Origin of the sequence: Humibacillus xanthopallidus (assembly GCF_044793955.1) — a bacterium.
GTDB classification, from domain to species: domain Bacteria; phylum Actinomycetota; class Actinomycetes; order Actinomycetales; family Dermatophilaceae; genus Humibacillus; species Humibacillus xanthopallidus_C.
Window position 1 is genome coordinate 409374 of record NZ_CP084995.1, and the last position, 21971, is coordinate 431344.

Annotated in this window: 26 protein-coding genes and 1 pseudogene; 8 read left to right on the forward strand and 19 right to left on the reverse strand. The window is 67.6% G+C overall.

Annotation, left to right across the window (positions count from 1 at the left end):
• Window positions 1–13: 13 nt before the first annotated feature.
• The gene (pdxY, locus tag LG278_RS01855) at window positions 14–862 is read left to right on the forward strand and encodes a pyridoxal kinase PdxY (protein ID WP_404390356.1); all 849 of its coding nucleotides are present in this window, start codon (window positions 14–16) and stop codon (window positions 860–862) included.
• A gap of 158 nt (window positions 863–1020) precedes the next feature.
• On the opposite strand, the gene LG278_RS01860 is transcribed toward pdxY, so the two are convergent.
• Complete coding sequence (locus tag LG278_RS01860; protein ID WP_404390358.1) at window positions 1021–1512, reverse strand: CHRD domain-containing protein; 492 nt, start codon at window positions 1510–1512, stop codon at window positions 1021–1023.
• Window positions 1513–1661: 149 nt separating this feature from the next.
• Between LG278_RS01860 and LG278_RS01865 the strand changes: the two genes are divergently transcribed.
• The 4 genes from LG278_RS01865 (at window position 1662) to LG278_RS01880 (ending at window position 4554) form a co-directional block, all read left to right on the forward strand.
• The gene (locus LG278_RS01865) at window positions 1662–2936 is read left to right on the forward strand and encodes an ATP-binding protein (protein ID WP_404390360.1); all 1275 of its coding nucleotides are present in this window, start codon (window positions 1662–1664) and stop codon (window positions 2934–2936) included.
• 124 nt (window positions 2937–3060) lie between these two features.
• Window positions 3061–3663, forward strand: a complete 603-nt coding sequence (locus LG278_RS01870; RefSeq protein WP_404390362.1) for a hypothetical protein — start codon at window positions 3061–3063, stop codon at window positions 3661–3663.
• Between the two features lie 220 nt (window positions 3664–3883).
• Window positions 3884–4186 carry a PadR family transcriptional regulator gene (locus LG278_RS01875; protein WP_404390364.1) on the forward strand — a complete coding sequence of 101 codons (303 nt, stop codon included), beginning with the start codon at window positions 3884–3886 and terminating at the stop codon, window positions 4184–4186.
• A complete protein-coding gene (locus LG278_RS01880) occupies window positions 4183–4554 on the forward strand; it encodes a hypothetical protein (protein WP_404390366.1) in 372 nt (123 codons plus the stop codon). The genes LG278_RS01875 and LG278_RS01880 overlap by 4 nt, the downstream gene beginning before the upstream one ends.
• Window positions 4555–4725: 171 nt before the next feature.
• Here LG278_RS01880 and LG278_RS01885 read toward each other — a convergent pair whose 3' ends face one another.
• The 7 genes from LG278_RS01885 to LG278_RS01915 all read right to left on the reverse strand — a co-directional run bounded on the left by LG278_RS01885 (window position 4726) and on the right by LG278_RS01915 (window position 9765).
• Window positions 4726–5115, reverse strand: coding sequence for a type II toxin-antitoxin system death-on-curing family toxin (locus LG278_RS01885; protein ID WP_404390368.1), 390 nt, complete (start codon window positions 5113–5115; stop codon window positions 4726–4728).
• A complete protein-coding gene (locus tag LG278_RS01890) occupies window positions 5112–5309 on the reverse strand; it encodes a DNA-binding protein (protein WP_404390370.1) in 198 nt (65 codons plus the stop codon). Before LG278_RS01890 ends, LG278_RS01885 begins: the two co-directional genes overlap by 4 nt.
• Before the next feature lie 54 nt (window positions 5310–5363).
• A complete protein-coding gene (locus tag LG278_RS01895; protein ID WP_404390372.1) occupies window positions 5364–5894 on the reverse strand; it encodes a DUF2231 domain-containing protein in 531 nt (176 codons plus the stop codon).
• A 215-nt stretch (window positions 5895–6109) separates the two neighbouring features.
• A complete protein-coding gene (locus tag LG278_RS01900) occupies window positions 6110–6328 on the reverse strand; it encodes an ester cyclase (protein ID WP_404390374.1) in 219 nt (72 codons plus the stop codon).
• A 291-nt stretch (window positions 6329–6619) separates the two neighbouring features.
• A complete protein-coding gene (locus tag LG278_RS01905) occupies window positions 6620–8587 on the reverse strand; it encodes an acyl-CoA dehydrogenase family protein (RefSeq protein WP_404390376.1) in 1968 nt (655 codons plus the stop codon).
• Between the two features lie 185 nt (window positions 8588–8772).
• Window positions 8773–9390: a M23 family metallopeptidase gene (locus tag LG278_RS01910; protein ID WP_404390378.1), complete on the reverse strand. Its 618-nt coding sequence runs from the start codon at window positions 9388–9390 to the stop codon at window positions 8773–8775.
• A gap of 33 nt (window positions 9391–9423) precedes the next feature.
• Window positions 9424–9765: a cupin domain-containing protein gene (locus tag LG278_RS01915; RefSeq protein WP_404390380.1), complete on the reverse strand. Its 342-nt coding sequence runs from the start codon at window positions 9763–9765 to the stop codon at window positions 9424–9426.
• Between the two features lie 144 nt (window positions 9766–9909).
• On the opposite strand from LG278_RS01915, the gene LG278_RS01920 reads away from it, so the two are divergent.
• On the forward strand, window positions 9910–10779 hold the full coding sequence (locus LG278_RS01920) for an alpha/beta fold hydrolase (protein WP_404390382.1): 870 nt from the start codon (window positions 9910–9912) through the stop codon (window positions 10777–10779).
• Between the two features lie 387 nt (window positions 10780–11166).
• Here LG278_RS01920 and LG278_RS01925 read toward each other — a convergent pair whose 3' ends face one another.
• Window positions 11167–11571 (reverse strand): nuclear transport factor 2 family protein, encoded by a 405-nt coding sequence (locus tag LG278_RS01925; protein ID WP_404390384.1) that lies wholly within the window; start codon window positions 11569–11571, stop codon window positions 11167–11169.
• Between the two features lie 215 nt (window positions 11572–11786).
• The gene (locus tag LG278_RS01930) at window positions 11787–12305 is read right to left on the reverse strand and encodes a hypothetical protein (RefSeq protein ID WP_404390386.1); all 519 of its coding nucleotides are present in this window, start codon (window positions 12303–12305) and stop codon (window positions 11787–11789) included.
• 454 nt (window positions 12306–12759) lie between these two features.
• Between LG278_RS01930 and LG278_RS01935 the strand changes: the two genes are divergently transcribed.
• Complete coding sequence (locus LG278_RS01935) at window positions 12760–13353, forward strand: GNAT family N-acetyltransferase (RefSeq protein WP_404390388.1); 594 nt, start codon at window positions 12760–12762, stop codon at window positions 13351–13353.
• Between the two features lie 140 nt (window positions 13354–13493).
• On the opposite strand, the gene LG278_RS01940 is transcribed toward LG278_RS01935, so the two are convergent.
• The 7 genes and pseudogenes from LG278_RS01940 to LG278_RS01970 form a co-directional block, all read right to left on the reverse strand.
• Entirely contained in the window at window positions 13494–14426 is a 933-nt protein-coding gene (locus LG278_RS01940; protein WP_404390390.1) for a phosphotransferase, read from the reverse strand.
• 284 nt (window positions 14427–14710) lie between these two features.
• Entirely contained in the window at window positions 14711–15118 is a 408-nt protein-coding gene (locus tag LG278_RS01945) for a hypothetical protein (protein ID WP_404390392.1), read from the reverse strand.
• Between the two features lie 172 nt (window positions 15119–15290).
• Window positions 15291–16118 (reverse strand): GIY-YIG nuclease family protein, encoded by an 828-nt coding sequence (locus LG278_RS01950; protein WP_404390394.1) that lies wholly within the window; start codon window positions 16116–16118, stop codon window positions 15291–15293.
• 168 nt (window positions 16119–16286) lie between these two features.
• Window positions 16287–17024 (reverse strand): DUF6994 family protein, encoded by a 738-nt coding sequence (locus tag LG278_RS01955; RefSeq protein WP_404390396.1) that lies wholly within the window; start codon window positions 17022–17024, stop codon window positions 16287–16289.
• Window positions 17025–17361: 337 nt separating this feature from the next.
• On the reverse strand, window positions 17362–17805 hold the full coding sequence (locus LG278_RS01960; RefSeq protein ID WP_404390398.1) for a hypothetical protein: 444 nt from the start codon (window positions 17803–17805) through the stop codon (window positions 17362–17364).
• A gap of 893 nt (window positions 17806–18698) precedes the next feature.
• Complete coding sequence (locus LG278_RS01965) at window positions 18699–19916, reverse strand: hypothetical protein (RefSeq protein WP_404393738.1); 1218 nt, start codon at window positions 19914–19916, stop codon at window positions 18699–18701.
• Between the two features lie 231 nt (window positions 19917–20147).
• Window positions 20148–20288: pseudogene (locus LG278_RS01970) on the reverse strand (DUF4157 domain-containing protein); the annotation flags it as partial.
• A 416-nt stretch (window positions 20289–20704) separates the two neighbouring features.
• Between LG278_RS01970 and LG278_RS01975 the strand changes: the two are divergent.
• Window positions 20705–21064: a transposase gene (locus LG278_RS01975; protein WP_404390400.1), complete on the forward strand. Its 360-nt coding sequence runs from the start codon at window positions 20705–20707 to the stop codon at window positions 21062–21064.
• Between the two features lie 20 nt (window positions 21065–21084).
• Here the strand turns inward: LG278_RS01975 and LG278_RS01980 are convergent, their stop codons facing one another.
• Both LG278_RS01980 and LG278_RS01985 read right to left on the reverse strand, forming a co-directional pair.
• Window positions 21085–21630, reverse strand: coding sequence for a tyrosine-type recombinase/integrase (locus tag LG278_RS01980; protein ID WP_404393510.1), 546 nt, complete (start codon window positions 21628–21630; stop codon window positions 21085–21087).
• A complete protein-coding gene (locus LG278_RS01985) occupies window positions 21617–21958 on the reverse strand; it encodes a site-specific integrase (RefSeq protein ID WP_404390402.1) in 342 nt (113 codons plus the stop codon). Before LG278_RS01985 ends, LG278_RS01980 begins: the two co-directional genes overlap by 14 nt.
• Window positions 21959–21971 lie beyond the last annotated feature (13 nt).

Sequence of the window (21971 nt, forward strand, 5' to 3'; positions counted from 1 at the left end):
AACCTTGCGACTCGTGAAGATCATGTCGATCCAGTCCCACGTCGCCTACGGCCACGCCGGCAACTCGGCCGCGGTCTTCCCGCTGCAGCGGCTCGGTCACGAGGTCTACCCCGTGCTCACGGTGACCTTCTCCAACCACACCGGCTACGGCGCGACCCGCGGGCCGCTCATCGCGCCGTCCGACGTCGCCGAGGTCATCAGCGGCATCGAGGACCGCGGCGCCTTCCCGACGATCGACGCCGTGCTCTCGGGCTACCTCGGCGCGGAGCAGGTCGCCGACGTCGTCCTCGACGCGGTGGCGCGGGTCAAGGCGGCCAACCCGGACGCCGTCTACTGCTGCGACCCCGTCATGGGTGACGTGGGGCGGGGCTTCTTCGTGCGGCCCGGCATCCCGGAGTTCATGCGCGACCACGTCGTGCCGCGGGCCGACATCGTGACTCCCAACCAGTTCGAGCTCGAGCACCTCGTCGGGCGCACCGTGACGACCCAGGAGAGCCTGCTCGAGGCGGCCCAGCAGCTGCGGGCGGTCGGCCCCGACGTCGTGCTCGTGACGAGCGCCCTGACGACCGACACCCCGGAGGGATCCATCCAGATGGCCTGCGTCACGGGTGAGGGCTCGTGGCTCGTGACGACGCCGATGCTCCCGATGACGGTGCGCGGCGGCGGTGACGTGACGGCCGCGGTCTTCCTCGCCCACCTGCTCACCGACGGGCCGCAGGCGGCGCTCGCCCGCACCGCGGCGACGATGTATGCCGTGCTGGAGCGCACCCACGCAGCGGGCTCGGAGGAGATGCTGCTCGTCCAGGAGCAGGACTCCATCGCCAGCCCCGACGAGGTTTTTGAAATCTTTGCTACCAGTTGACCGCTGGGCTGCCGGTCACGTTATAGTCGCAACGCGCCGTTCCGCATGACCACCCCTGACCGTGCGGAACGGCGCTTTTTCATGTCCTCATTCGGTGGAATCCGCATCAAACAACGGCGGTTCCCATCGAGTCGGTGACTGTTGCGACGCCCTGGACCTCAGTGCTGGAGGCTCAGCTGGCCCCGGATCGCGCCACCCGGGAACTCCGCGTTGTGCACGTTGACGTAGTACTGCTCCGGGTTGGCGAGGATGTCGGCGACCGTCTGGCCGCCGACGAACTTGCCCGCCTCGCCCTCGGTCAGGCAGTCGGCGGCGTTGCCGTCGGCGGGGGCCGCGAGGTTGGCGACGACGGGCCCGTTGGTGCCGGCCACGCCCTTGTGGATGTGAGCGGCCGTGGCGGGGGCGATCTTGCTGACGGTCAGCACGTAGCAGAGCGTCGTGGGGTCGCCGTCGACGCCGTTGACGTAGGCCTCGCCGCGACCGTTGGGATCGCCGGCCAGGGCCTTGGTCGCGCCGACCTCGGCGCGGCCGGTCAGCGAGGCCTCGAGCAGGGTGTTGGTGTGCCCGGCGAAGGCGGGCGCGAGGGGGACGAGCAGGACGAGTGATGCAGCCGATGCGGCGACGGCGAACCTGCGGTGCGATGAAGCCATGGTGGTGCCTTTCGGTGGTGCCCCCGAGGTGAGTTGACCCTGACGGTCACTGTTCGGAGCGGGCGGGCGGATCGGATGGGTGCGACGCGCCGATCGGTGTCTATCCGGATGTCTCAGGATTTCGGTAGAGACGCGTATAGCCTCCGATCGTGGATCCGATCACCAACCCGTATGCGCCTGGCGCTGGCCAGCGCCCGCCCGAGCTCGCCGGCCGCGACGAGCAGCTGCGCACCTTCGACGTCGTGCTCGAGCGCATCGCGCGAGGCCGGTCCGAGCGCTCGATCGTGCTCACCGGGCTGCGCGGCGTCGGCAAGACTGTCCTGCTCAACGCCCTGCGCAGCTCGGCCGTGCGCGCCCACTGGGGCACGGGCAAGCTCGAGGCGCGCCCCGACCAGCGACTGCGCCGCCCCCTCGCAGCGGCAGCGCACCAGGCGGTGCGAGAGCTCGGCCACCCGCGCGGCGGCGAGGTCGACCAGGTGCTCGGCATCGTCAAGTCCTTCGCGCTGCGCGAGGCCCCGGCGGCCGCCAAGCTGCGTGACCGATGGCAGCCCGGCATCGACGTGCCCGCGGTGACCGGACGGGCCGACTCCGGCGACATCGAGATCGATCTCGTCGAGCTCTTCACCGACATCGGTGGGCTCGCGGCCGACGTCGGTAAGGGGGTCGCCTTCTTCATCGACGAGATGCAGGACCTCGACCCCGAGGACGTCTCCGCGCTCTGCGCGGCCTGCCACGAGATCTCGCAGTCGGGGCTGCCCGTCATCGTCGTCGGGGCGGGCCTGCCGCACCTCCCGGCGGTGCTGTCGGCGTCGAAGTCCTACTCCGAGAGGCTCTTCCGCTACTCCCGCATCGACCGGCTCCCGCGTGAGGCCGCCGACCAGGCACTCGTGGGGCCAGCAGCCGAGGAGGAGTGCGAGTTCACTGCCGAGGCGCTCGACGAGATGTATGCCATCACGGCGGGCTACCCCTACTTCATCCAGGCCTACGGCAAGGTGGTCTGGGACGTCGCGCCCTCTTCACCGGTGACCGCCCAGGACATCCGGGTGGCCGCGCCCGAGGCGGAGTCGGAGCTGGCCGTCGGCTTCTTCGGATCGCGCTACGAGCGCGCCACGCCGGCCGAGCGCGAGTACCTCCGGGCCATGGCTGATGCTGCGCTGCTCAATCCGATTGCGACAGAAGGCTCCCCGTCGGGGAGTGCTGATTCCGACGGACCCAGCGCGGCGGCATACGGCATGGTGGGTGAGCGTGAGGCGGTGCCGACGTCGGCGGTGGCAGAGGTGCTGGGACGCAAGCCGCAGTCGCTCTCGCCGGCGCGTGACGCCCTCATCAAGAAGGGGCTCATCTACTCCGGCGAGCGGGGGCTCATCGCCTTCACGGTGCCGCACTTCGGGCGCTACCTGCGCACCAACGCGTTGGCCGGCTGAGCCCCGCGGCCCTGGTGTCAGCGGGAGCACGCGGATTGACGTTGACCACGAGTCTGGGTGGGAGGACTGTTGATCAGGGGCCGCGAGAGGAGTGGCGATGGGGCTTCGCGACAGGGTCGTGCGCTTGACCAACAAGACCGTCGGGCGCGATGGCGACCGAGATGCGACTCGAGATCAGGCGGCATCGGCAGACGCGGCCAAGGACGTGGCGCAGTACAAGTACCTGGTGCGCGTCGCGACGCCAGGCGTCTTGGAGCAGGCGCACCGAGAGGCGTTCGCAGCCTTGGCCCCGGAGGCGCGCGAGCGGCTGCTGCTGCGGTTGCGGTTGGATCTGCCCGAGGATTCTCGGCCCACGACGAGTGAGCCGGGCCAGCTGGCGCGCGCCGCCGTTGCCGCCCATCAAGGTGATCAGGGGTATCTCGTCCGGATGTTGCGTCGTCCCGGCCATGGTGTGAGCGAGGGCCGCTACGCGACAGAGGCCGCTGCCGCACCTTCCGGCGGTCTGCTCTTCGCCGGGTCGGTGCTCGGCCCAGTTGCAGCAGCGGCTGTCGCGTCGGACAGCGCGACGCATCTGCTGGAGGGTTTCGACAACTCGCCCGAGGCGGCTCAGCTCAGCGCGGAGGTGCACGTCCGTCCGGCGGATGCGCCGGGTGGTGGCGTCTGGGGCGGCGGAGGTGGTGGCGTGACCGCCATGGGCGATGGCGGAGGCGGCGGCGGCGGCGTTTAAGTCGTGGGTGGCAGGCGCTGGTCCGAGTCCGAGCAGGGGGCGTGGCCACCAGGGGATTGCCGCAACCGGAGTGACCGATCTTCCCGGTGACGTCGGGGCCACTTTCTGCGAGGAGCTTGGCAAGTGCTCGCCGCCCGATCACCTCCTTGGAGCATGCCGACAGGATCTAGTCTGGCAAGCCGTGGCTAGGTAGACTACGACTATGCCTCCGCGGATGACCATGGCCACTCGACTGGTCCTCGACGTCCTCTTCAGCGATCTGTCAGCCGACTGGTACGGCTCGCAGATCGGCCAGCTCGCGGGTCTGCCGAGCGGCACGATCCACCCGATCCTGGCGCGCCTCGAGCGGGTCGGCTGGCTCGAGTCCCGGTGGGAGGACATCGACCCGAGCGCGGCGGGACGCCCGGCGCGCAGGTACTACCGACTCACCGAGTCGGGCGCCACCCAGGCGGGACGCGCCCTGGCCTCCTCCCGCCGGCCGCAGCTTGGCTTCGTTCCGATACCGAAGGAAGGCTTGTCATGAGAAGGAAGAAGCAGAGGGCGTCGATCCGCTTCGCGGCGGCGGCAATGGAGCGGGCCACCGAGGGCGTGCCCTCCGAGACGCGTGATCGCTACCACGACGAGCTAGTCGCCGAGATGCATGAGCTCGGGCGCATCGCCGCGTGGCGGTATGCGGTGGGTGTCGCCGCGTCAAGGTCCTCGATGCATACCGCCCTGACCGACGGCGGTCCGCAGCCGGAGCCCGCCGTGCGACATCCTCTTGGCTGCCGCACCAACACGCGCCACCTGTGGAAGACGACGCACACCACGGATGGTCAGCTGTACCGCGCCTGCGCTCGCTGCGGCAAGGAGTACGTCAACACGGGCACCGCGGGCGTCATCGGGGGCTGAGGCAACCCAAGTGACTGGGGGTCCGACTGCCGGCCCCGCCTTACCCTGGGCCCGCGGGACGCAGTTGGCCCCAAGTGGGGATGCCGGAACACAGGTGACCGCAGGAGCCTGATCAACGGTGCCGACTGCCTCCTCCATGTCTTGCTGAGGACGGGCCGCCCGACACGGGCGCTAGGACGTAGGTGTCAGCCGGATGGCCAGCCAAGCAGCGATATCCGGCACGTCGATCTGGCCGGATGCCGCCCTGAGCATCAGGTCCTCGGCCTCGTCGACGGTGTACGTCAGGTCCCGGTCGTTCAGAAGGCAGAAAATGCGGGCGGCGGACCATGCGAGGCGCTTGTTCCCGTCCACGAGTGCGTGATTGCGGACCAAGGAGTGTAGGAGCGCTGCAACCTTCTCTTCGAAACTCGGATAGGCGTCCTCACCGAACACGGTGACCTCGGGGCGCGCCGCGGCCGCGGCCAACAGCCCGGCGTCTCTGATCGCGACCTCGTCCATCACTCCACCGGCGATCTCCAGGAGATCCTCGACCGACAGGTAGTCGACCGCCTCGGCACTCACTTGCTCAGTCGCTCGAGCAGCTCACGGTCCTCGGTGCGCACCCGTTGGATCGCGCTCAGCAGCCGCTGCGGGCGGTCAGAGACGTACTGGGCGATGGCGGTCCGGGCCACTTCCTGCATCGAACGCCCTTCCTGCTCGGCCTTGGCGCGCAGGGCTTCGCTCTCCGAGTCGGTCAGCCGAAGATTCATAGCCATGCACCAACGGTACCAGAGCGGTACCAGATACTCCTCGAGTGACTCGACGTGCGGTCAGTCGACATCACCGGTGTTCACGAAGGCCGGGTGCCTCGTGCCCACCTTGCGCGCCGTCGACAGGTGCCCGCCCAGATACGCAGCGACACCAGCGGTGGCGACTCCAGCGAAGCCGAGGCGCGCACCAACGGCATCAGAACCGCGTCGTCGTGACAGGTACGACGCCGTGTAGAAGCCGATCGCCAGACCGTTGGCCACGGCGTGGACGAGACCGACCCGCTGGCCACGCGGCCCCGCCTCGGCCCACTGGGCCCACCCCGACCACGCGGTTGGTCCGACGGCGAGCAGGCCCGCGCCGACCAGCTGCCGTGCTGCACGACGTGAGCCCTGGTCGCCGATGACGTCGAGCACCGTCGCCGACGTCCACGAGCCGAGCACGAAGTTGGCCAGGGCCGGGTGAAGGGCATGCCCGATCCAGTCGCCGCGCAGCACCTGCCCACGAACACCGCTCGCGAAAGTTGTGCGGATGGTCGGCTCGATGGCTGCCACCGCGTCGTCGAGGCCCCTGAGCCCCTCCAAACGGAGCATCCATCTCACTGGCCCGGGGGACCTGTCGACCTGGCTCATGTTGCCGCTCCTCTCCAGCGCCCTGTCATCGCACAGTACGACCGGCGGTGACATCTCGGAAGGGTTGACGCCGACTGTCTGGCAGACGCCGCGAAGAACTACGGGGCCGGCCATCTGCACTCCACCGACGCAGAACGGATGGCTGGGGACCGTGCGGATGCGGCGCAGTCACGGGCTCACTGGTCGTCCAACGAGCTGACGTCGGCGATCTCCCACGCTTCGGCGATCTTGCCGTCCCGGAGGTGGCAGATGACGGCCTGATCCATCCGGAAGGACCGCCCCGTTCCCGGGATTCCAGCGAAGTCATGGCGCAGGGTCCCGGTGACGATGACTCGGGCCATCTCCACGTTTTGCTGAGTCACGACTTCCTGCACCTCGTGGCGAAGGTCGGGCATGGCGGCCAGTGCCTGGAGCCACACCCGTTTCTCTGACTCGAGGTCCTCAGTTTGAGAGGCCCCTCGGTGCGTGGACGACGACGTCACGATGCAGGAGGGCGTCGAAGGCCGCAACATCCCCCGAGTCACCGGCGGCCAGCCAGCGGGCTACGACGGAGGGCGGGTCGTCCATGCCTGATTGTCTACCCCGGTGCTGACGAGCGGGTGGGATGCACCGATTCATGCCTGCAGCCCCGCGCCATCTCAACGATTCCTTGCGCCTCCCAGCGAGGAGGACTCACCTCGACGACGTCACCGGAGGGGGCGCCAGACTGACTCCGTCTCGCTGGGCCCCGGCGACCACGGGGCGATCCAGGGTCCGGTGCCCTCGCTCGGATCGAGCACGCCCTCCTCGAGCCAGGTGTAGTCGCCGGCCAGCACACGCTGCGCCAGCCGTGAGTCGGTGGCATCGGTATTGGTCCAGAGGGCGGCGAACAGCGTCTCCACGCGCAGCCGGCTCTGGTCGCAGAACGCGTCGGCGAGCTGGTAGGCGTGGCGGCCACGCACCTCGTCGTCGACGCGCAGCATCTCCGCCCGGCTGCACGCGGCCGTCATGGCAAACAGCTCGGCGCCGATGTCCACGATCCGGCCGAGGAACACCTGCCGGTACTCCAGCTTCGCCTGCCAGCGGGACATGCCGTAGAACGTGTGCCGAGCCAGCTTGCGACTGGACCGCTCCACGAACCGCAGGTGCTCCGCGAGAGGCCCGAACGCGGCATACGACATCGGCGCGGTGCCGCGGCCGGCCACGAGGTGCGGCAGCCATTTCGCGTAGAACCCACTGGCTCCCACCGCCGCCCGCGCCTTGTGCTGGAACGTCGCGTCCTTGTCCGCGAGCGCGCCGGCCGCCTTGAGATGGGCGTCAACGGCCTCCCGGGCGATGAGCAGACGCATGATCTCGCTCGAGCCCTCGAAGATGCGGTTGATCCGCACGTCGCGCAGCACCTGCTCGGCGGGCACGGCGCGCTCGCCGCGGGCGCGCAGGGACTCGGCGGTCTCGTACCCTCGGCCTCCACGGACCTGCACGAGCTCGTCGGCGATCTTCCACGCCATCTCGCTGGCCCACAGCTTGGCAAGTGCGGCCTCGATCCGGATGTCCTTGCTGCCCGCGTCGGCGAGCTGCGCCGACAGCTCCAGCACCGACTCCAGACCGTACGTCGTGGCGGCGATGAACGCGATCTTCTCGGCGACGGCGTCGTGCTCGCCGATCGGCCGGCCCCACTGCACCCGCTCGGAGGACCACTCACGCGCGATCTTCAGCGCCCACTTGGCCGCCCCTGCGCACATCGCGGGGATGGCCAGCCGCCCGGCGTTGAGGGTGGTGAGCGCGATCTTGAGGCCGTCGCCCTCGTTGCCCAGCCGGTTCTCCGCGGGGACCCGCACCTGGTGGAAGCGGGTCAGACCGTTCTCGATCCCCCTGAGCCCCATGAAGGAGTTGCGACGCTCGACGGTGATCCCCGGGGAGCTTGCCTCGACGACGAACGCGGTGATGCCTCCCTTGCGGCCGTCATGCGCGGGCACCCGCGCGATGACCACGAGCAGCTCAGCAACGACGCCGTTGGTCGTCCACAGCTTCACGCCGTCGACGAGGTATGCCGTGCCGTCCGTCGTGGGGATGGCCGTGGTTGCCAGCCGGGCCGGGTCAGACCCCACGTCGGGCTCGGTCAGAAGGAACGCGGAGATGGCGCCCGCGGCGCAGCGGGGCAGGAACGCCTCCTTCTGCTCGGGGGTGCCGACGAGCTTGACCGGCTCCGGGACCCCGATCGACTGGTGGGCCGACAGCAGCGCCCCGATGCTCGGGTGGGCGGAGCTGGCCAGCATCAGGGCCTTGCCATAGGACGACGTGGTCAGACCGAGCCCGCCGTACTCGCGAGGGATCTTCATGCCGAAGGCGCCCACGTCCGCCAGGGCCTTGACGTCCTCGTCAGGGATCTGTTCCTCGCGCTCGATGCGGGCGCCGTCGATCTGTGTGCAGACCTCGCGCATCCTGACCAGGAACTCGTCACCGCGGGCGTCGTCTGCCGCGTCGGCCCGCGGATGGGGGTGGACGAGGTCGAGGTCGAAGCGGCCGAGGTAGAGGCCCCTGGCGAAGCTCGGTCGCTCCCACCCCTTATCGCGCGCCGCCTCGACGACCGCGCGGGACTCCCGCTCGGTGGCGTCAACACGACCGGTGCGGTCGGCCTGCTCGGTGGACGGGTTCTGCCTGACGTCACTGTTCATTGACCTCGCCTCCTGTCACCCAGTGTTACCTCTGGGTAGCCGGAGCGAAAGCGATATGGGCCGACCGTTAGAAGCCCCTTCAGTGCTCCAGCGCAGACTGCACCGGTTGAGCGAGCGGCCCTGGCAGGTCAGGGGCCTGGACTTGCAGATCGACGCCGGTTCGCGGCGGCCAGACGCACGTGCCTTTATGCCGCGTCGATGATTTCGCCGTTGCGGGGTAGGTGGCCGCCGAAGGTGATGGGGACGGCGGAGGCGTGCAGCACGTCCAGGCGGTCGATGGCCTGAAGGTGGACATGCGGCTCGGTGCTGTTGCCGGAGTTGCCGCAATGCCCGATCGGCTCACCCACCCGAACGCTTTGACCAAGCTGTGCCTGGACGCTGCGGTGTTGCAGGTGGCACACCGCGATCACCGAGCCGTCACGCGTTTGGATCATCACGTGGTTGCCGGCCAACGCCACCCAACCCGCTGCTGCCCGGCGGCGCTGCGTGATGGCGTAACCAACGGAGGGCAGCCCACGGAAGGCGTGGTGGTCAGGCGCCGTGTCGTGCACGCCGACGACCAGGCCATGGACGGGCGCGAGGATGGGGCGCCCGAAGCCCGGAAACTGCTCTGCAGGTTCGGGGCGCAGCAGCGACCCGAACGTGATGGGTGACGCTCGCCCTGCCTCGTTGACAGGGACGAAGTCGATCGCGAAAGACGTAGCGAACAGGGCGGTGCCGTGACTGGGCACTCGGTTCGCAGGGCTGTTCTGGGTCAGCCAGCGGCCCGCGAACGGGTACGCCAGGTCGACGGTGGACACCATTCGGCTGACCGCACTCTCCGCGCCAGGGCTGAGCTAGGCCGGGGGATCCACCATCACCAGGGTCATCCGGCACGCTGTCTCGGCGACCAGGGCATGTGAGGCACCCGGCGCGAGGTAGACGACGTCACTGTCCTCCAGGGTGTGCTCGGTGCCGTCGACGGTGAACCGCATCCGGCCGCTCACCAGCTGCACCGCCACGGCGCGCGGCGAGGCATGCTCGGTGAGCATCTCCCCGGCGTCGAAGGTGAACTGCACGATCCGCAGCACGTCGTTCGTGACAACGACCCGCGAGGTTGTCGACTCGGCTACGACCGGCAGCGCGTGGAGCAGACCCACGTGGGCGGAGGACTCTGAGACGGGCGACGGCTTCGCCATGCACCGAGCCTATGACCGCCGGGCCGCCTGTCGGAAGAGCCTGTGCGGAGACTGCTGATGACTGATCGGTGTCCGCACGGGTGGCTGTGGCCGAGATCCGTCGGCGGCATATGGTGGGGCCTCCCGGAGTCGTACCCTGCTCTCATGGACCGGACGCCGTTTGCGGCTGGGACGAGCTGCGGTGAGCTCTCGGGATGGGTCACTGGCAGCGGGCCGCGAGTGCTCGCGATCCACGGCGGGCCGGGCATGGGCTTCACCTATCTCGATGACGCCGTGGAGGAGCTGGCTGGCCGCTATCGGGTGGCGACCTACCAGCAGCGGGGTCTGGCTCCGTCCACGGATCAGGGCGAGTTCACGATCGCCGAGGCCGTGTCCGACATCGCCGCTGTGCTCGACGGCCTGGGCTGGGACAGGGCCTACCTGATGGGCCACTCGTGGGGAGGCCATCTGGTGTTCCACGCCGCGGCGGGCATCCCAGAGCGGCTCGCCGGTGTGCTGTCGGTGGATCCGCTCGGCGCGGTCGGTGACGGCGGGGCAGAGGCCTTCGGCACAGAGATGCTCGCACGAGTGCCCGAAGCCTCCCGGGACCGTGCCCGCGACCTGGACGAGAAGGACTCCGCAGGCGAAGCAACGCCCGAGGAGGTGCGCGAGGCGTTGTCGTTGTTCTGGAGGTCGTACTTCGCCGATGCGGCTTCCGCCCCGCCGATGCCGCACCTCGAGCTCTCCCAAGCGGCCAGCCAGGGGTTGTGGACGGACCTGACGGCCCGGCTGCCCGTGCTGGAGGCGTCTCTGCCGGCGATCAGGGTCCCGGTCGGCGTGCTCGTCGGCGAGCTGAGCCCGATGCCAGCCAGCGCCGGCATTGACAGTGCCGCCCGCATCCCGGGTGCCTGGTCGCGGATCGAGCCCGGTGCGGGCCACTTCGTCTGGCACGAGTCGCCGGGCTGCCTTCTCGCTGCGATGGATCGACTCGTCGCGAACGCATCAGCGACCCGCGCGGCGGGGTCCCGCCCGTAGCTCAGGTAGTTCTGTTGGTCGAAACGCGGCGGTGTGACGCACGTCGCGAACGCGCTCATTGCCGATCATCCGGAAGTTAGTCGCAGCCGCTCGCATCAGCATGAGCTGCAAAGTCGCGGTGTCCCGGGTGGTTGTTTGGCGATCCGCGACGCGCGCCTTGCTCACCGCGGCGAGGGCATCAGGAAGCGTGTAAGGCTGCCCTCTCGCGAAACGCGAGCGGCCACTCCTTACCGTCTCTCGGAACCAATGCCAGCGGCCCCCATTGGCTGGCCGACCGGGTTCGATACCCATGAACATGTGTGAGTGAGATCGTCCCCGGCAACGAGTCAGCCGCACCTCAGATTGCGCCGCCATCCGCATCGGCGGTACGCGGGGGCCCTTCAGGTCTCAGCCTGCCGGGATGCCGTGGTCATTGCGGTAGGTGCGCAACCGCTTGATCCGGCCGTCCTCGACGGCGAAGATGTGGCAGACCGTGCTGACGTAGTCGTTTCCGTCGCGGCTGATGGTGGACAGTTGCTCGACCAGGACGTCCTTGCCGGCCTGGACCACGTTCGTGTTCTCGGTCCTGAGGACGGATCCCGCGTTGATCGGTGCACCGAGCCGCTCGACCATTTGGTCGGCGCTCGTGTACGCAATCCGCCAGGGCGAGTCCGTCCACGCGCTGGCCAGCTTCACCTGGACGTCGTCGGCGAGGAAGCGGCGCAGGGCCTCGTAGTCTTCGGGTTGCTGCGAGTTCCGGGCGCGCTGGCTCGCCTCGATCCACGCCAGGACGAGGGCGACATCGTCGGGCATGAGCTCGATTCAAGCAGCGATGACCGGCTCGGTCGTTGTCTATGGTCAAAGTCGCGCTGACGGTGGCCACGCTGGCCCTCAGAAACGATCGTTCTGGACCAGCAGTGCGCGCCTCAGGACGCCAGCGCCCACCGACAGGACCCGCACGAGGAGCGGCATAGGAAGGCGATGACCGGATGAGTCCGGCGCTGCTGGCTCCACGGCGACCCCGACGGTCATCGGGTGTCGGCAACCTCCGTGAGCCAGGAACCTACGATCGAGGCGAGTCGGTCCTCGGCAGGTGGCCAGTCGCTGAACACTTGGCGCCCCAGGTTGCCGATCGTCGAAGCTGGCACTTGCTCCCAGGCCCCGGCTCTCAGCATCGGCTTGTTCTGGTCGAGGTATCGCGGATGCGGGTCAGTCGCCACCTCCCACTTCGCCTCCGGGACGGCGCTCGTGATGATGTCGATCACGTAGGAGATCAGTCCGTCGAGCAGCTGGAGGGAGGCCTCGTCGAGTCGCTCGTGCTCCCCGAGCCCCAGCCTCGACCAGGACGGCTGATGTCCGGACGGACCGAGCCGGAGCCTCTCCTTCGCCCACACCCACAGCGGTCCGAGGCTCTCGACCGAGTGGTCCAGGTGGACAGCATCGCCCACGGCGAGCTCGAGATGCCGCAGGGCGGGGGACCGCTCCTGCAGGAACTCCTCGAGGGCGGCCGCCGCCTGCTGCTCAGTCAGGTGTGCGTACGGGGTCATGGAAGATGGTTAACGCAAAGATCCCGTTCTCGTCGAGAGGTTCAAGACGGCCGGGTCGGCACCCATCGACCTCAACTGCCCGCGGGCGACGAAGTTGCAGACCACCTGCTGGCCGTCCGCCCTGAGCAGGGCATCCGGGAAGCTGACGGAGAGCCCGACCACTCTTACGGCGGAGGACTTCTTCGGCCTCCCAGACCCGTGGCCACCAGGCGAGCCCGGGCCGGGCGAACGTTAGGACGGCGGCTGAAGGTGGCAGGGCATACTTTCCGGCTGCGTCGAGTACAACGTCTCGACCGGCAGCCAACAACTCGTGTGTACGTACACATCCGCGCATCGGCGTGTGGGTGAGAGACAGGCGTGCGCCCGAAAGGCGGCGGTGTGACCCATCGACGAGGTCACGGATTTGATGGTCACGGCGTCGTTACTGGCGGCGACCCGCCACTAGTCTCGCGGTGTGCCCGAGTTCAGCTGGCGACCGGCCAACCACGCGACGAGCGAGGACGTCGAGGCCGTGTTCGACGCCGGCGGCGCCGGCAAGTGCCGCTGCCAGGCGCTCAAGGTGCCGGGCTGGATCTGGCGCGACACGACCCAGCAGGAGCGCGACGCCGCACTCCTTGAGCAGGCCGGCTGCGGCACGAGCGGCCCCACATCCGGCCTCGTCGGGTACCTCGACGGCGGGCCGGCCGGCTGGGTCGCGATCGAGCCGCGGGAGAACTACCCGAGGATCTGGGCGCGGCAGAAGTCGTGGATGCGGATGGACCCCGACCTCGAGGGCGTCTGGTCGGTCACCTGCTTCGTCGTGCGCAAGGGGTTCCGTCGACAGGGACTGATGTACGAGCTCGCCGCCGCAACCGTCGAGTACGGCAGGCAGGTCGGCGCTCGCGTCCTCGAGGGCTACCCCACCGAGCCGCCGCCGGGTAAGACGGTGATCTGGGACGAGGCGTCGGTCGGGCTGCTCCAGGTCTTCCTCGACGCCGGCTACGAGGTCGAGGCGTCGCCCACCCTGCGCCGGAGGGTGGTGCGACACCGACTCGGCGCGCCGTCCTGACGGTCGGTTCCGTCTAAGCCCAGGCGGGGTAGTCACATCTGGGCCTATCGCTCTACGCGGCGAAGAGACGCAGGTCCAACACAGGCATCCGTCTTCAGCGCAGATCATCCCTGATCCACCGACGGTGATTTGATCGGGGTTCAATCCTGCACCTGGCCGTCGACGAACATCTCCAGCCGCCGCAGGGTGCTCTGCTCGTCGACGGACAGATGCCCGTTGACAGCTCGGGCGGCCCAGCCCAGCCTTGTTGCGAGGCGCGCGGCCTCCACCAGCTCGGCGTGCGAGAGGTTGGGGTAGGCGGCCTCGTAGGGCCCGAGGAAGGTGTCGCGGAACGGTTCGGTGTCGACGGAATTCTCCACGTCGTCCAGGCCCCAGGCGATCTGGCCCTCCAGCGCGACGGCCAGCACGAAGAACGGGTGGGAGACACAGGCGTCCCCCCAGTCGACGACCCAGTGGCGACCATCGCGCACGAAAACCTGCCCGTCGTGAAGGTCGTCGTGCTGCACGGACTCCCTGATGCCGTAGGCCGCGAGCTGATCACACAGCTCGGCCACCCGGTCGGTCGCGGCGCGGAAGCGGGGCGCGGCGTCGATCTGCTCCATGAGCGCGGCGTAGCTCGCCGGGAGGGTGGCCAGCCGTAGGTCGGGGACGCCCGCCTCGAGGAGGGCGGCGACGTCGTCCTCCATCGCGATGCTGATCCGCGCCACGGTGTCCAGGACGGGGTGCCACCGCTCCAGGCTCGCCTCGATGACCACCAGCTCACGCATCCGCGTCCCCGCGTCGCGCATCAGCATCCAGCCGCGGTCGAGGTCGGCGGCCAGGAGCGGCTCGACCTGGTCGGGGACGCGCTGGGCGAGCAGCGTGACCAGTGCTGCTTCGTGCTGGAGGGGGCCGTGGTTGGCCTTGAACCACACCGGACCGGCGGTCGTCGGGATCTTGAGCACGGTCGACCACACCCGGACGTGCGGCTGCTCGACGTCGCCGGTGCGCACCAGCCCAAGCGCGTCGGTCTGCTCCTCGACCCACGCGTGGGCACCGGCAAGCCACTCGGGGTCGGTCCATAGCTCGGTCACCGTCCCGTTGTAGCGCCTGGCGCACCGGTCCCGCACCCCGGTTAGACGTCACGCGGACCCAGGACGTCGTCGTCGGCACCTTCGCGAACAGGGTGCCGACCTGATGGTCGCCGTCGCTGAGCAGGTGATCGAGCGCGGCGCGCGACAGCCTCAATGCTCACCCTCCCGAAGATTCGAGGACACCCACTCGCGGCGGATAGACGCATCGGGCAGGACGCGATCGGAGGTCGGCTCCGCCACCAGCAAGCCGGGAGCAAGGATCGCGGACGCAGCTCATGCGGCCCTCACCTGCTCGCTGTGATCCACCACTTTCCATCGCGTTTGACGAGCGTCGTGTCTCCGTCGTCCGAGGCCCGGCCACCGAAGGAGACAGCCTTCTCGGGGATCTTGACCACGTCGGCTGAGGTGTCCACCCCATCCATGTCAATTTCAACGTCGGTCATCTTCGCGCGCGTCTCGGGCGGATATTCCTTGGCCATGGCCACCTCGCAGGTGGAGCCGAAGTTTGCAAGGCTTTGCTTGGCCCGCTCATCGATGAACTCGCAGGCGTCGGCGAAATTGCCGTCGCTGATCGCCCCGTATGCCGCCTTGAGCGCCGCTTCAGGTGAGCTCTGCTCGCCTGCCGAGCACCCCGAAAGTATCAAGGCGAGCATTGCTGCGCCCCCAACCCTTAGCCTTGCGCTTCCAACCATGAAGGAATGCTGGCATGGAAGGAGTTGCCGCGCACCTAGGACGCAAGACATCCCAGATCGTGGCTCAATCACCACGCGCCCAGTCGCGGCGGAATCGATAGTCGTTGTCGTGGCGCACTTCAGCGGACGACGGACGTGGGGCGCGGCAGGCGGGCGCTGCGCACGAATGGACCTAGTTCTTGTTGTGGCCAAGCGAGCGCGCGTGGAGGACTTCCTTCCAATATGACTCTCGCTGCAGGACGTGGGCGTCGTCGGTGCGCATCGACCAGAACTCCAGCAACGCGAACTTCATGTTCATGCGGAAGTAGTCATCGCCCTTGTCTAGGACGAGCTCCTTGAGACCGACGTTGTTCCCGTGGAGGGTCGCGGCGTACGTGCTCCAGCGCTGCCAGATGCCAGTATCGCCATAGGCCGACCCCACATACCGGGCGCCGGTCGTCTGGTCGTGGATGACGTAGACGCCCTTCATGTGCTCGAGGGCAATCCGCCAGTCGGGGCGCTGTTGGCTGACAATGATCTGGAGGTCGGCGAGCGTGTGGTTGATGCGGTCGTGGCCCGGGAAAGGGTCACCCACGAACGCCTCCTCGAGGATCGAAGACACGGTCATCTCGTCAAGACAGGACTCCATCGTCCGCCGTCGTTGACGCCCGGCCAGGTGCAGCCTGATGTAGAGACGCCGTACAAACGGGCCCATCAAGTCGTCGCGTGGAACGACGTCGTAGGAGTAGGTCCTCGGCTCAGGACGCCGGCCGGTGACCTCCCACGTTCCGCCGAAGAGCCACAGGGTCGGATCGTGGCGATCCTGGGCGAGCGCGAAGATGAACTGTCGGTTGAAGTCGTTCTTCTCGGCGCGCCACGAGTTCCAGCGCTGCCACTCCGCCGGATCGTTGGCGAGGACGTCGATGGGGTAGTTCTCACCATTGAAGACCGCGCAGTGCAGCTTGCAGGTCTTCGGGTCGAACCCCGAGGGCAGAAGCGAAGCAAGCGGAATCGGTCGCATAATAGGAGCCTAAGCGGAAGCGCAGGACCCCACCCTTCAGCACAGCGGGCGTTTACGAACCTCGTACCTGCCTCTCCGCCAGCGCAGCCGACGCCAAGGATCTCAGCCCGGTACCTCCAGAGAACCAACGGCCTTCTACGCGGCGGATAGACGCATGTTGCGGGCCACTCAGGCGAGATTCTTCGACGCCCAGTCGAGGATTCGCAGGTTGCGGCCGCGAACGAAGTGCGGTGAGGCCTGCCGGTAGGTCTCGTACTCATCGGGGGTCTGCGGCAGTGGCGACCTGCCGAAGCCGTCGAATGGCAGATACCACCGGACCTCGACGCACGTCTCATTCACGAGGTCCTCGAGCAGGAAGAATTCGACGTAGCGGCGGAAGTCGCCGAACAGCGCGAAGTAGTCTTGGTACCTGCGCAGCGCCCCGGCCAGCGGACTCTCCTCCTGCGCGTAGTGACGGCGGATGCACTCCAAGGTGAGGTCGATGCGGTCGCAGATCTTTGGGTGCATCCCGCGGACGCCGTTGATCGTCGGCTTGCGATCGCGCACGTCGCCGGGGAACAGGAGGTAGCCGCCGATGGTCGAGCCCTCGTCATGAACTTGAGCTGCGTGCTCGGGCGGCACCTGCTTCATCACTGCTCCGAGGCGGTTCAGGTAGGCGCCGCGGTAGGAGTGAACGATGGAATCGCTGGACATGAGGAACTCGCCCACGGCAGAGGCATGGTGAAGGTAGGAGTACGGGGTCGTGGTGTCGAGGGTGAATTCAGTTCCGTCCGGGAGCGGTTTACTCCAGAGCAGCTGGTGGTAGCGACGGAGGGTGGGGCTGGTCCGGTCGGGATCCCCGCCGCCCGCATCGGTCTCGACGTTGAACGTGACGTCGATCAGGTGTCGGGTGCCGCCTACGGTCATGCAGCAGAGGCTAGCGAGCCGGCGCGCACACGTACGACCTCCAATTCGCGAACGTCTGCGGCTACAAGACAGGGTCCATGTCGAGGCCGTGTCCGCACGCGGCGAAAAGAGGAAACGTGTTTCGCGCCCCTGCCGACTCGCACGGCCACCTCATGAGGACCGAGATCTACCGGACCTGCTGGATCCCACTGCCCCCAGCCGGCAGTGCCGTCTCAACTAGAGCCGGGGGGAGGCCCTTCCGTGCTGGGAAGCGACCTCCGTGCCTCCAAGTCGTTTGGCGCATCTGCGTTCTGGGCCGGACCGCCTCCAGGAGTCAAGGGCCTACCAATGCCCCGCCTCAGTCGAAGGGATCGACAGCGCGCTCAACCGTATGGTGCCGCCCGAAGGGCCTCAAGGCGAGCCAAAGCACCCCGGCGGCCACAGCGGAAGCTGCCAGGTCCAGGGGCACGCCGGTTAGGAGCCACTCGCCGACGTACCGGTCGTCGTACCAAGGCATGACCACCTCGACCCATCCAGGGGGTTCTGGTGGACGGGCCATGTCAGGAATCTGTTGGCTTGTGGCGTCCCAACACTTGAGTTCTCCTCCGCTCGGAGCCTGGACGCAAAGCTTGTCGTGGAAGTGAACCTTCCAGTGCCAAAACCCTTCCCACCCGTTCGTCATGAATGAAATAGCGGTCGCTGGGATAAGGCCGACTCCAATGGGCAACGGCCAGTCGAAAACGATCTCTACGAGCAAGAAGAGGATGCCGAAGGACACCGCCACCCAGAAGCTCAGCCACATCGCCCGACTCCGAAAGACCCGTTCGCATGACGTAGTCGTTCTGACCGTGTTCGCGGAGCAGTCCTTGCACTCCAACCGCCGATCCACTGTCCAGCCCGGCCATCACGAGGCACGTTCAAGAAGCACGATGCCCGCATGTCGACTCGCGCTTCGGTGTGGCACCAGGCGGAGGTCCAGGTGGCGCCATTCGATAAGAGGATGGAGTCTGTGGTCGATGACAGGTCGCCGCCGAAAGGCCGGTGATCGGGGTCCGGGCTCATGGCGGCCTCCTCTCAGCTGGGATATCGAAGGAGAGGGTTGGGTCTCTCCCCGAGATACGTCACGGACTGGATCACTTCGATGGGAGGTCTGGTCGACCGGTCCGGCACGTAGCAGCGGGAATGACCGCTCAGACGGGCGATCAGGACCGCATCCTTTCGTCTGTCTTGTCGCTTGTCAGGACCTCGGTATTCGCATCCAGGCCGAGATGGCCGGGCTGCACGCACACCAGAGATATCGGAGCGTTCCAGCGCGAGGTGCTCCATCACCCACCACCGGTCATCGGTCGGCTCACATGCCACGGCCACCCCAGCGAATGATTGCGAGCATGGGCCGCCGTCGCAGCTGCGGCTGCGGCGCTAGTGGTGAGCCTGCTGGGTGATGTGCCCGTAATTGGCACTGACGTGCGCTCGGGATTTGGGGTGGACATGACGTCCTGCGTCTTGGACAGAGGGTGAGCAACTGGCAGTCCTGGGCGCTTGTCCAGCCGCTTGATATGTGGGTAGAGCCACGGGGTCAGCCCAACTGGGGTTGAACCACCTGGGTCTCTGGGCGCGACCATACGCGCGCAGGTATGAAGTTGCTTTACGCCGCCCTCACACATGTGTACCGCCCGAGTGGTGTCCTGAGCACTGTTAGCGCGGATGAGTACCGATCAGCGCTTCGCGCTCCTGGAATAGGAGTTCGAGGGCTGGGTCCGGCAATCCCGGTCGTGCAGCATCTCGTTCGATCGCCGCAAGTCGTTGCACGCGAGTGGCGATATCGAGCGTCGAAATGTCGTACGGCAGCGGTACTGAGTAGATGACCGTCTCGGTTGACGGCGTGTAGGTCGACACCGCGCCGCTCGAGGGGAGGTGCATCGCTTCGCCGTACGAGTGGGACCGCGAAGAGTGATAGTCGAGCCCGACGGTCGCACCACCGAATCCTGCGTCCTCAAAGCTGGTGTCGAAGAAGACGCCGCCGTACATGCTGCTGATAGTCACGGTCTGTGACCTGATCCAGATGGACATATGAGCCCAGACGGTTGCACCTCCTGACGTACGTTGAAGGGTGGCGACCTGCGAGGAAAGGCCGCGCACGGCTGCCTCGAGGCGGGGCTGCTCGGTGGCCATCTTCCGTTGGAACCTCTCCGCCTCAGCCCCCCTCCTGAGGTAGTCGAGGCCGAGCACGATCACCGCCATGATCGCTGCACGCACTAGAGCGGAACCGACCCGGCCTGCCATGGTAAGCGCGCGGCCCGCAGCCCCCGCCCCGGCGGTTTCCTCTGCAACAAGAACCGCCCGCGAGCTGGTGCCGGCGGCTGTTTCGACAGTTAGAGGGCTTTGTGGCGACACGGCGGTCGACGTACCCGGCGCTGCTGCCTGACTCCGGAGACCCAGATGGGGACGGAGATTACCGTCGGGCGCTACTGGAGGAACCGCACCATCGATGAATCGAACACCGAGTCCACGGAGCCTTGCGGTCACTCCAGTTGACCGTCCGATCTCGTTATGGACCACGAGTTGGACTCGGCCCGGCAGGGGGGTTCCGTCGCGTACGGCCGCCCTGGTCTGCCGTAACAGCCGTAGGACGTCCTGCCGGAAGGTGGCATCCCTTGTCGATCCCATTGCTTCGACGTCGGCGATCATGTCGTCAAGATTTCGAAGGAGATTGACGTGCGGATCGATCGCCGTGGCAGATGCGACGTTGCCTGCACGGGCAAACGCCTTATTGTCAGCGATACGAAGTACTCCATTGCGCACGTTGTAGAAGAGCCCGTCCTCGCCGGCGGCGTTCGCCGCATGACCAGCGGCGCCGCTGGGGCCGCGGAGGACGATCCAGCCATCTTGGAGGCGATATTGGGAGAAGGCCATCTGCTGTTCCCCCGCAAAGCCACGGTCCAGACGCGATGGCTGCCGCTGAAGTGCTGGAGAAGGTCCCCTGGGGATGGGCGGGGCCGCATTGCCCTCGGCAAAGGACTCAGCGGCTTGTTCCCAGGCGTCACCCTCATGTCCACGGCTCTGCGGATCAATGCTGGGGTACAACGCCTGCTGGGCGACGTGAACCAGTTCATGGCTCAGCAAGCGGCGCCCCGCTGCTGTGGTCGCGTTGCCGGCTCCATTCCTCACCCAGATGTCGCGTCCAACGGTGAACGCTTCTGCACCCCAGCCACGGGCGGCTGCGTCCCCATGGGCTCCGGCATGGACCCGGACAGCGCTGAAGTCGTGTCGTAGCCGCGATTCCATCTCCAGCCTGAAGGACGAATCTAGCGGCTGCCCTGCGACTGCAGCGGAGCTTGCTTGCTGCCTGTCCACTGAAAGTCGGGTGCGAAGAGCAGCTTGCTCCGGCTTGGCCTGCTCGGACCCGCTAAGGAGCCGCGCGCGCTGAGACACGTTCTTCCCTCACTCTCGCGAAGGGGGATTCTCCATTTTAGCGTCGAGGAGGGTGCCGAAGAGCAGAATCGCGGCCGCAGCCTCAAGGCCAGCCCTCATGACCGGGTTTTGTCACGTCCATGTCCACTGCGGTCGGCGACGCGCCAGATGCCAAGACGCGGAAGACCTTGGCACGACGCGATGTCGACCGATGTGGTGACCTGGCCCCTCTCCGCGTTGTCCTGTGCCGGGTCTAATGGAGGGTTTCATTCCACGGAAGGATGAGGGTCATGGCACCACCGAGGAAGTACCCGGAGGAGCTTCGGGAGCGGGCGATCAGGCGGACGGTCGATCTACGTCGTGACCCGGACACCAAAGCTGGCGCGGTGAAGCGGGTCGGCGAGCAGTTCGGGATCAACCCCGATACGTTGCGCAACTGGGTCCAGCAGGCTGAGGCCGACCAGGCCCACCATCCTGGCGTGATGCCCGCGGAGGCGAGACGGATCGCTGAGCTGGAGCGTGAGGTCAAGGAGCTACGCGCGGACGCTAGACCCGCAGGAGTTCTCGCGTCGCAGGCGGCGGAAGGACGCAGGGGAAGGCCCGAGACTTCCGGACGGCTCTTTGGACGCGCCCTTTCTGGGCGGAGTTGACGCTGTTGGTGTCCCGCAAGTCAGACGCCGGCGACGTAGGCGGTGAGGGAATGCACGCCGTGCCGATCGAGGTTGCCTCGGGCGCGGCCGTAGTGCTCGGTGGTTCTCGGGTCGGCGTGCCGGGCCAGGATCTGCGCGTGGCGCAGTGGGACACCGGCGTCGAGGGCGTTGGTGATGGCGGCGTGCCGCAGCGAATGCGGGCTGATGTGCCGCGGGATCTCGGCGGTCTTCGCGATCCGGGCGACCATCCGGTAGACGTCGCGCCTGTCGATCGGCTTGCCGGAGACCGGCCGGAGCACGAGCTGCCCGGTCGTGCGTTGGCCGCGGCGCGCTTCGAGTGCTCGCAGGACGGGGACGGTGACCGGCATGGTGGCGGGCTTGTTTCCCTTGCCAATTAGGTGCAGCACCCGGTGTCCGCGCAGGGTGTCGGCGTAGTCCTCGATCCGCACCGCGGCCGCCTCGGACGCGCGGAGCGCCTTGATGCCGAGCAGGTACGCGAGGGCGCCGTGGTGGACGGTGATGGTCTGGGCGACCTGCAGGAACCGGATCAGCTCAAGCCGGTCCAGTCCTTGGGTGGCGGGACTCGTCGCGGTGGATCTTCGGCAGGTGGGCGTAGACGGCCGGGTCCGCGGCGATGCGGCGCTCGATGTGGGCGAAGCGGAAGTAACCGCGGACGGCGTGCATCATCGTGTTGACCGAGGAGTCCATCAGCCCGCGGTCGCCGAGCTGGCGGATGTAGAGCTCGACGTGGGCTCGCTGGATCCCGGTCAGGGCGTCGAGCCCGTTGCTCTCGCACCAGGCGAACCACTCCCGCAGCTGGAACGAGTACAGGGCGTGTGTGCGACCGGAGTACCGGGCCAGGTACGACACCGCGGCGAGTTGCGCCGTCGACATGGCCGCCGGCTGA

What these genes read in the sequence shown, in the direction of transcription:
- LG278_RS01975 (WP_404390400.1), top strand. Translation starts at nt 20,705, where the DNA reads ATGGCACCACCGAGGAAGTACCCGGAGGAGCTTCGGGAGCGGGCGATC.
- LG278_RS01880 (WP_404390366.1), top strand. Translation starts at nt 4,183, where the DNA reads ATGAGAAGGAAGAAGCAGAGGGCGTCGATCCGCTTCGCGGCGGCGGCA.
- LG278_RS01950 (WP_404390394.1), bottom strand. Translation starts at nt 16,118, where the DNA reads ATGCGACCGATTCCGCTTGCTTCGCTTCTGCCCTCGGGGTTCGACCCG.
- LG278_RS01915 (WP_404390380.1), bottom strand. Translation starts at nt 9,765, where the DNA reads ATGGCGAAGCCGTCGCCCGTCTCAGAGTCCTCCGCCCACGTGGGTCTG.
- LG278_RS01875 (WP_404390364.1), top strand. Translation starts at nt 3,884, where the DNA reads ATGGCCACTCGACTGGTCCTCGACGTCCTCTTCAGCGATCTGTCAGCC.
- LG278_RS01985 (WP_404390402.1), bottom strand. Translation starts at nt 21,958, where the DNA reads ATGTCGACGGCGCAACTCGCCGCGGTGTCGTACCTGGCCCGGTACTCC.
- LG278_RS01920 (WP_404390382.1), top strand. Translation starts at nt 9,910, where the DNA reads ATGGACCGGACGCCGTTTGCGGCTGGGACGAGCTGCGGTGAGCTCTCG.
- LG278_RS01945 (WP_404390392.1), bottom strand. Translation starts at nt 15,118, where the DNA reads ATGGTTGGAAGCGCAAGGCTAAGGGTTGGGGGCGCAGCAATGCTCGCC.
- LG278_RS01925 (WP_404390384.1), bottom strand. Translation starts at nt 11,571, where the DNA reads ATGCCCGACGATGTCGCCCTCGTCCTGGCGTGGATCGAGGCGAGCCAG.
- LG278_RS01930 (WP_404390386.1), bottom strand. Translation starts at nt 12,305, where the DNA reads ATGACCCCGTACGCACACCTGACTGAGCAGCAGGCGGCGGCCGCCCTC.
- LG278_RS01890 (WP_404390370.1), bottom strand. Translation starts at nt 5,309, where the DNA reads ATGGCTATGAATCTTCGGCTGACCGACTCGGAGAGCGAAGCCCTGCGC.
- LG278_RS01900 (WP_404390374.1), bottom strand. Translation starts at nt 6,328, where the DNA reads ATGCCCGACCTTCGCCACGAGGTGCAGGAAGTCGTGACTCAGCAAAAC.
- LG278_RS01960 (WP_404390398.1), bottom strand. Translation starts at nt 17,805, where the DNA reads ATGTGGCTGAGCTTCTGGGTGGCGGTGTCCTTCGGCATCCTCTTCTTG.
- LG278_RS01895 (WP_404390372.1), bottom strand. Translation starts at nt 5,894, where the DNA reads ATGCTCCGTTTGGAGGGGCTCAGGGGCCTCGACGACGCGGTGGCAGCC.
- LG278_RS01860 (WP_404390358.1), bottom strand. Translation starts at nt 1,512, where the DNA reads ATGGCTTCATCGCACCGCAGGTTCGCCGTCGCCGCATCGGCTGCATCA.
- LG278_RS01965 (WP_404393738.1), bottom strand. Translation starts at nt 19,916, where the DNA reads ATGGCCTTCTCCCAATATCGCCTCCAAGATGGCTGGATCGTCCTCCGC.
- LG278_RS01905 (WP_404390376.1), bottom strand. Translation starts at nt 8,587, where the DNA reads ATGAACAGTGACGTCAGGCAGAACCCGTCCACCGAGCAGGCCGACCGC.
- LG278_RS01955 (WP_404390396.1), bottom strand. Translation starts at nt 17,024, where the DNA reads ATGACCGTAGGCGGCACCCGACACCTGATCGACGTCACGTTCAACGTC.
- LG278_RS01910 (WP_404390378.1), bottom strand. Translation starts at nt 9,390, where the DNA reads ATGGTGTCCACCGTCGACCTGGCGTACCCGTTCGCGGGCCGCTGGCTG.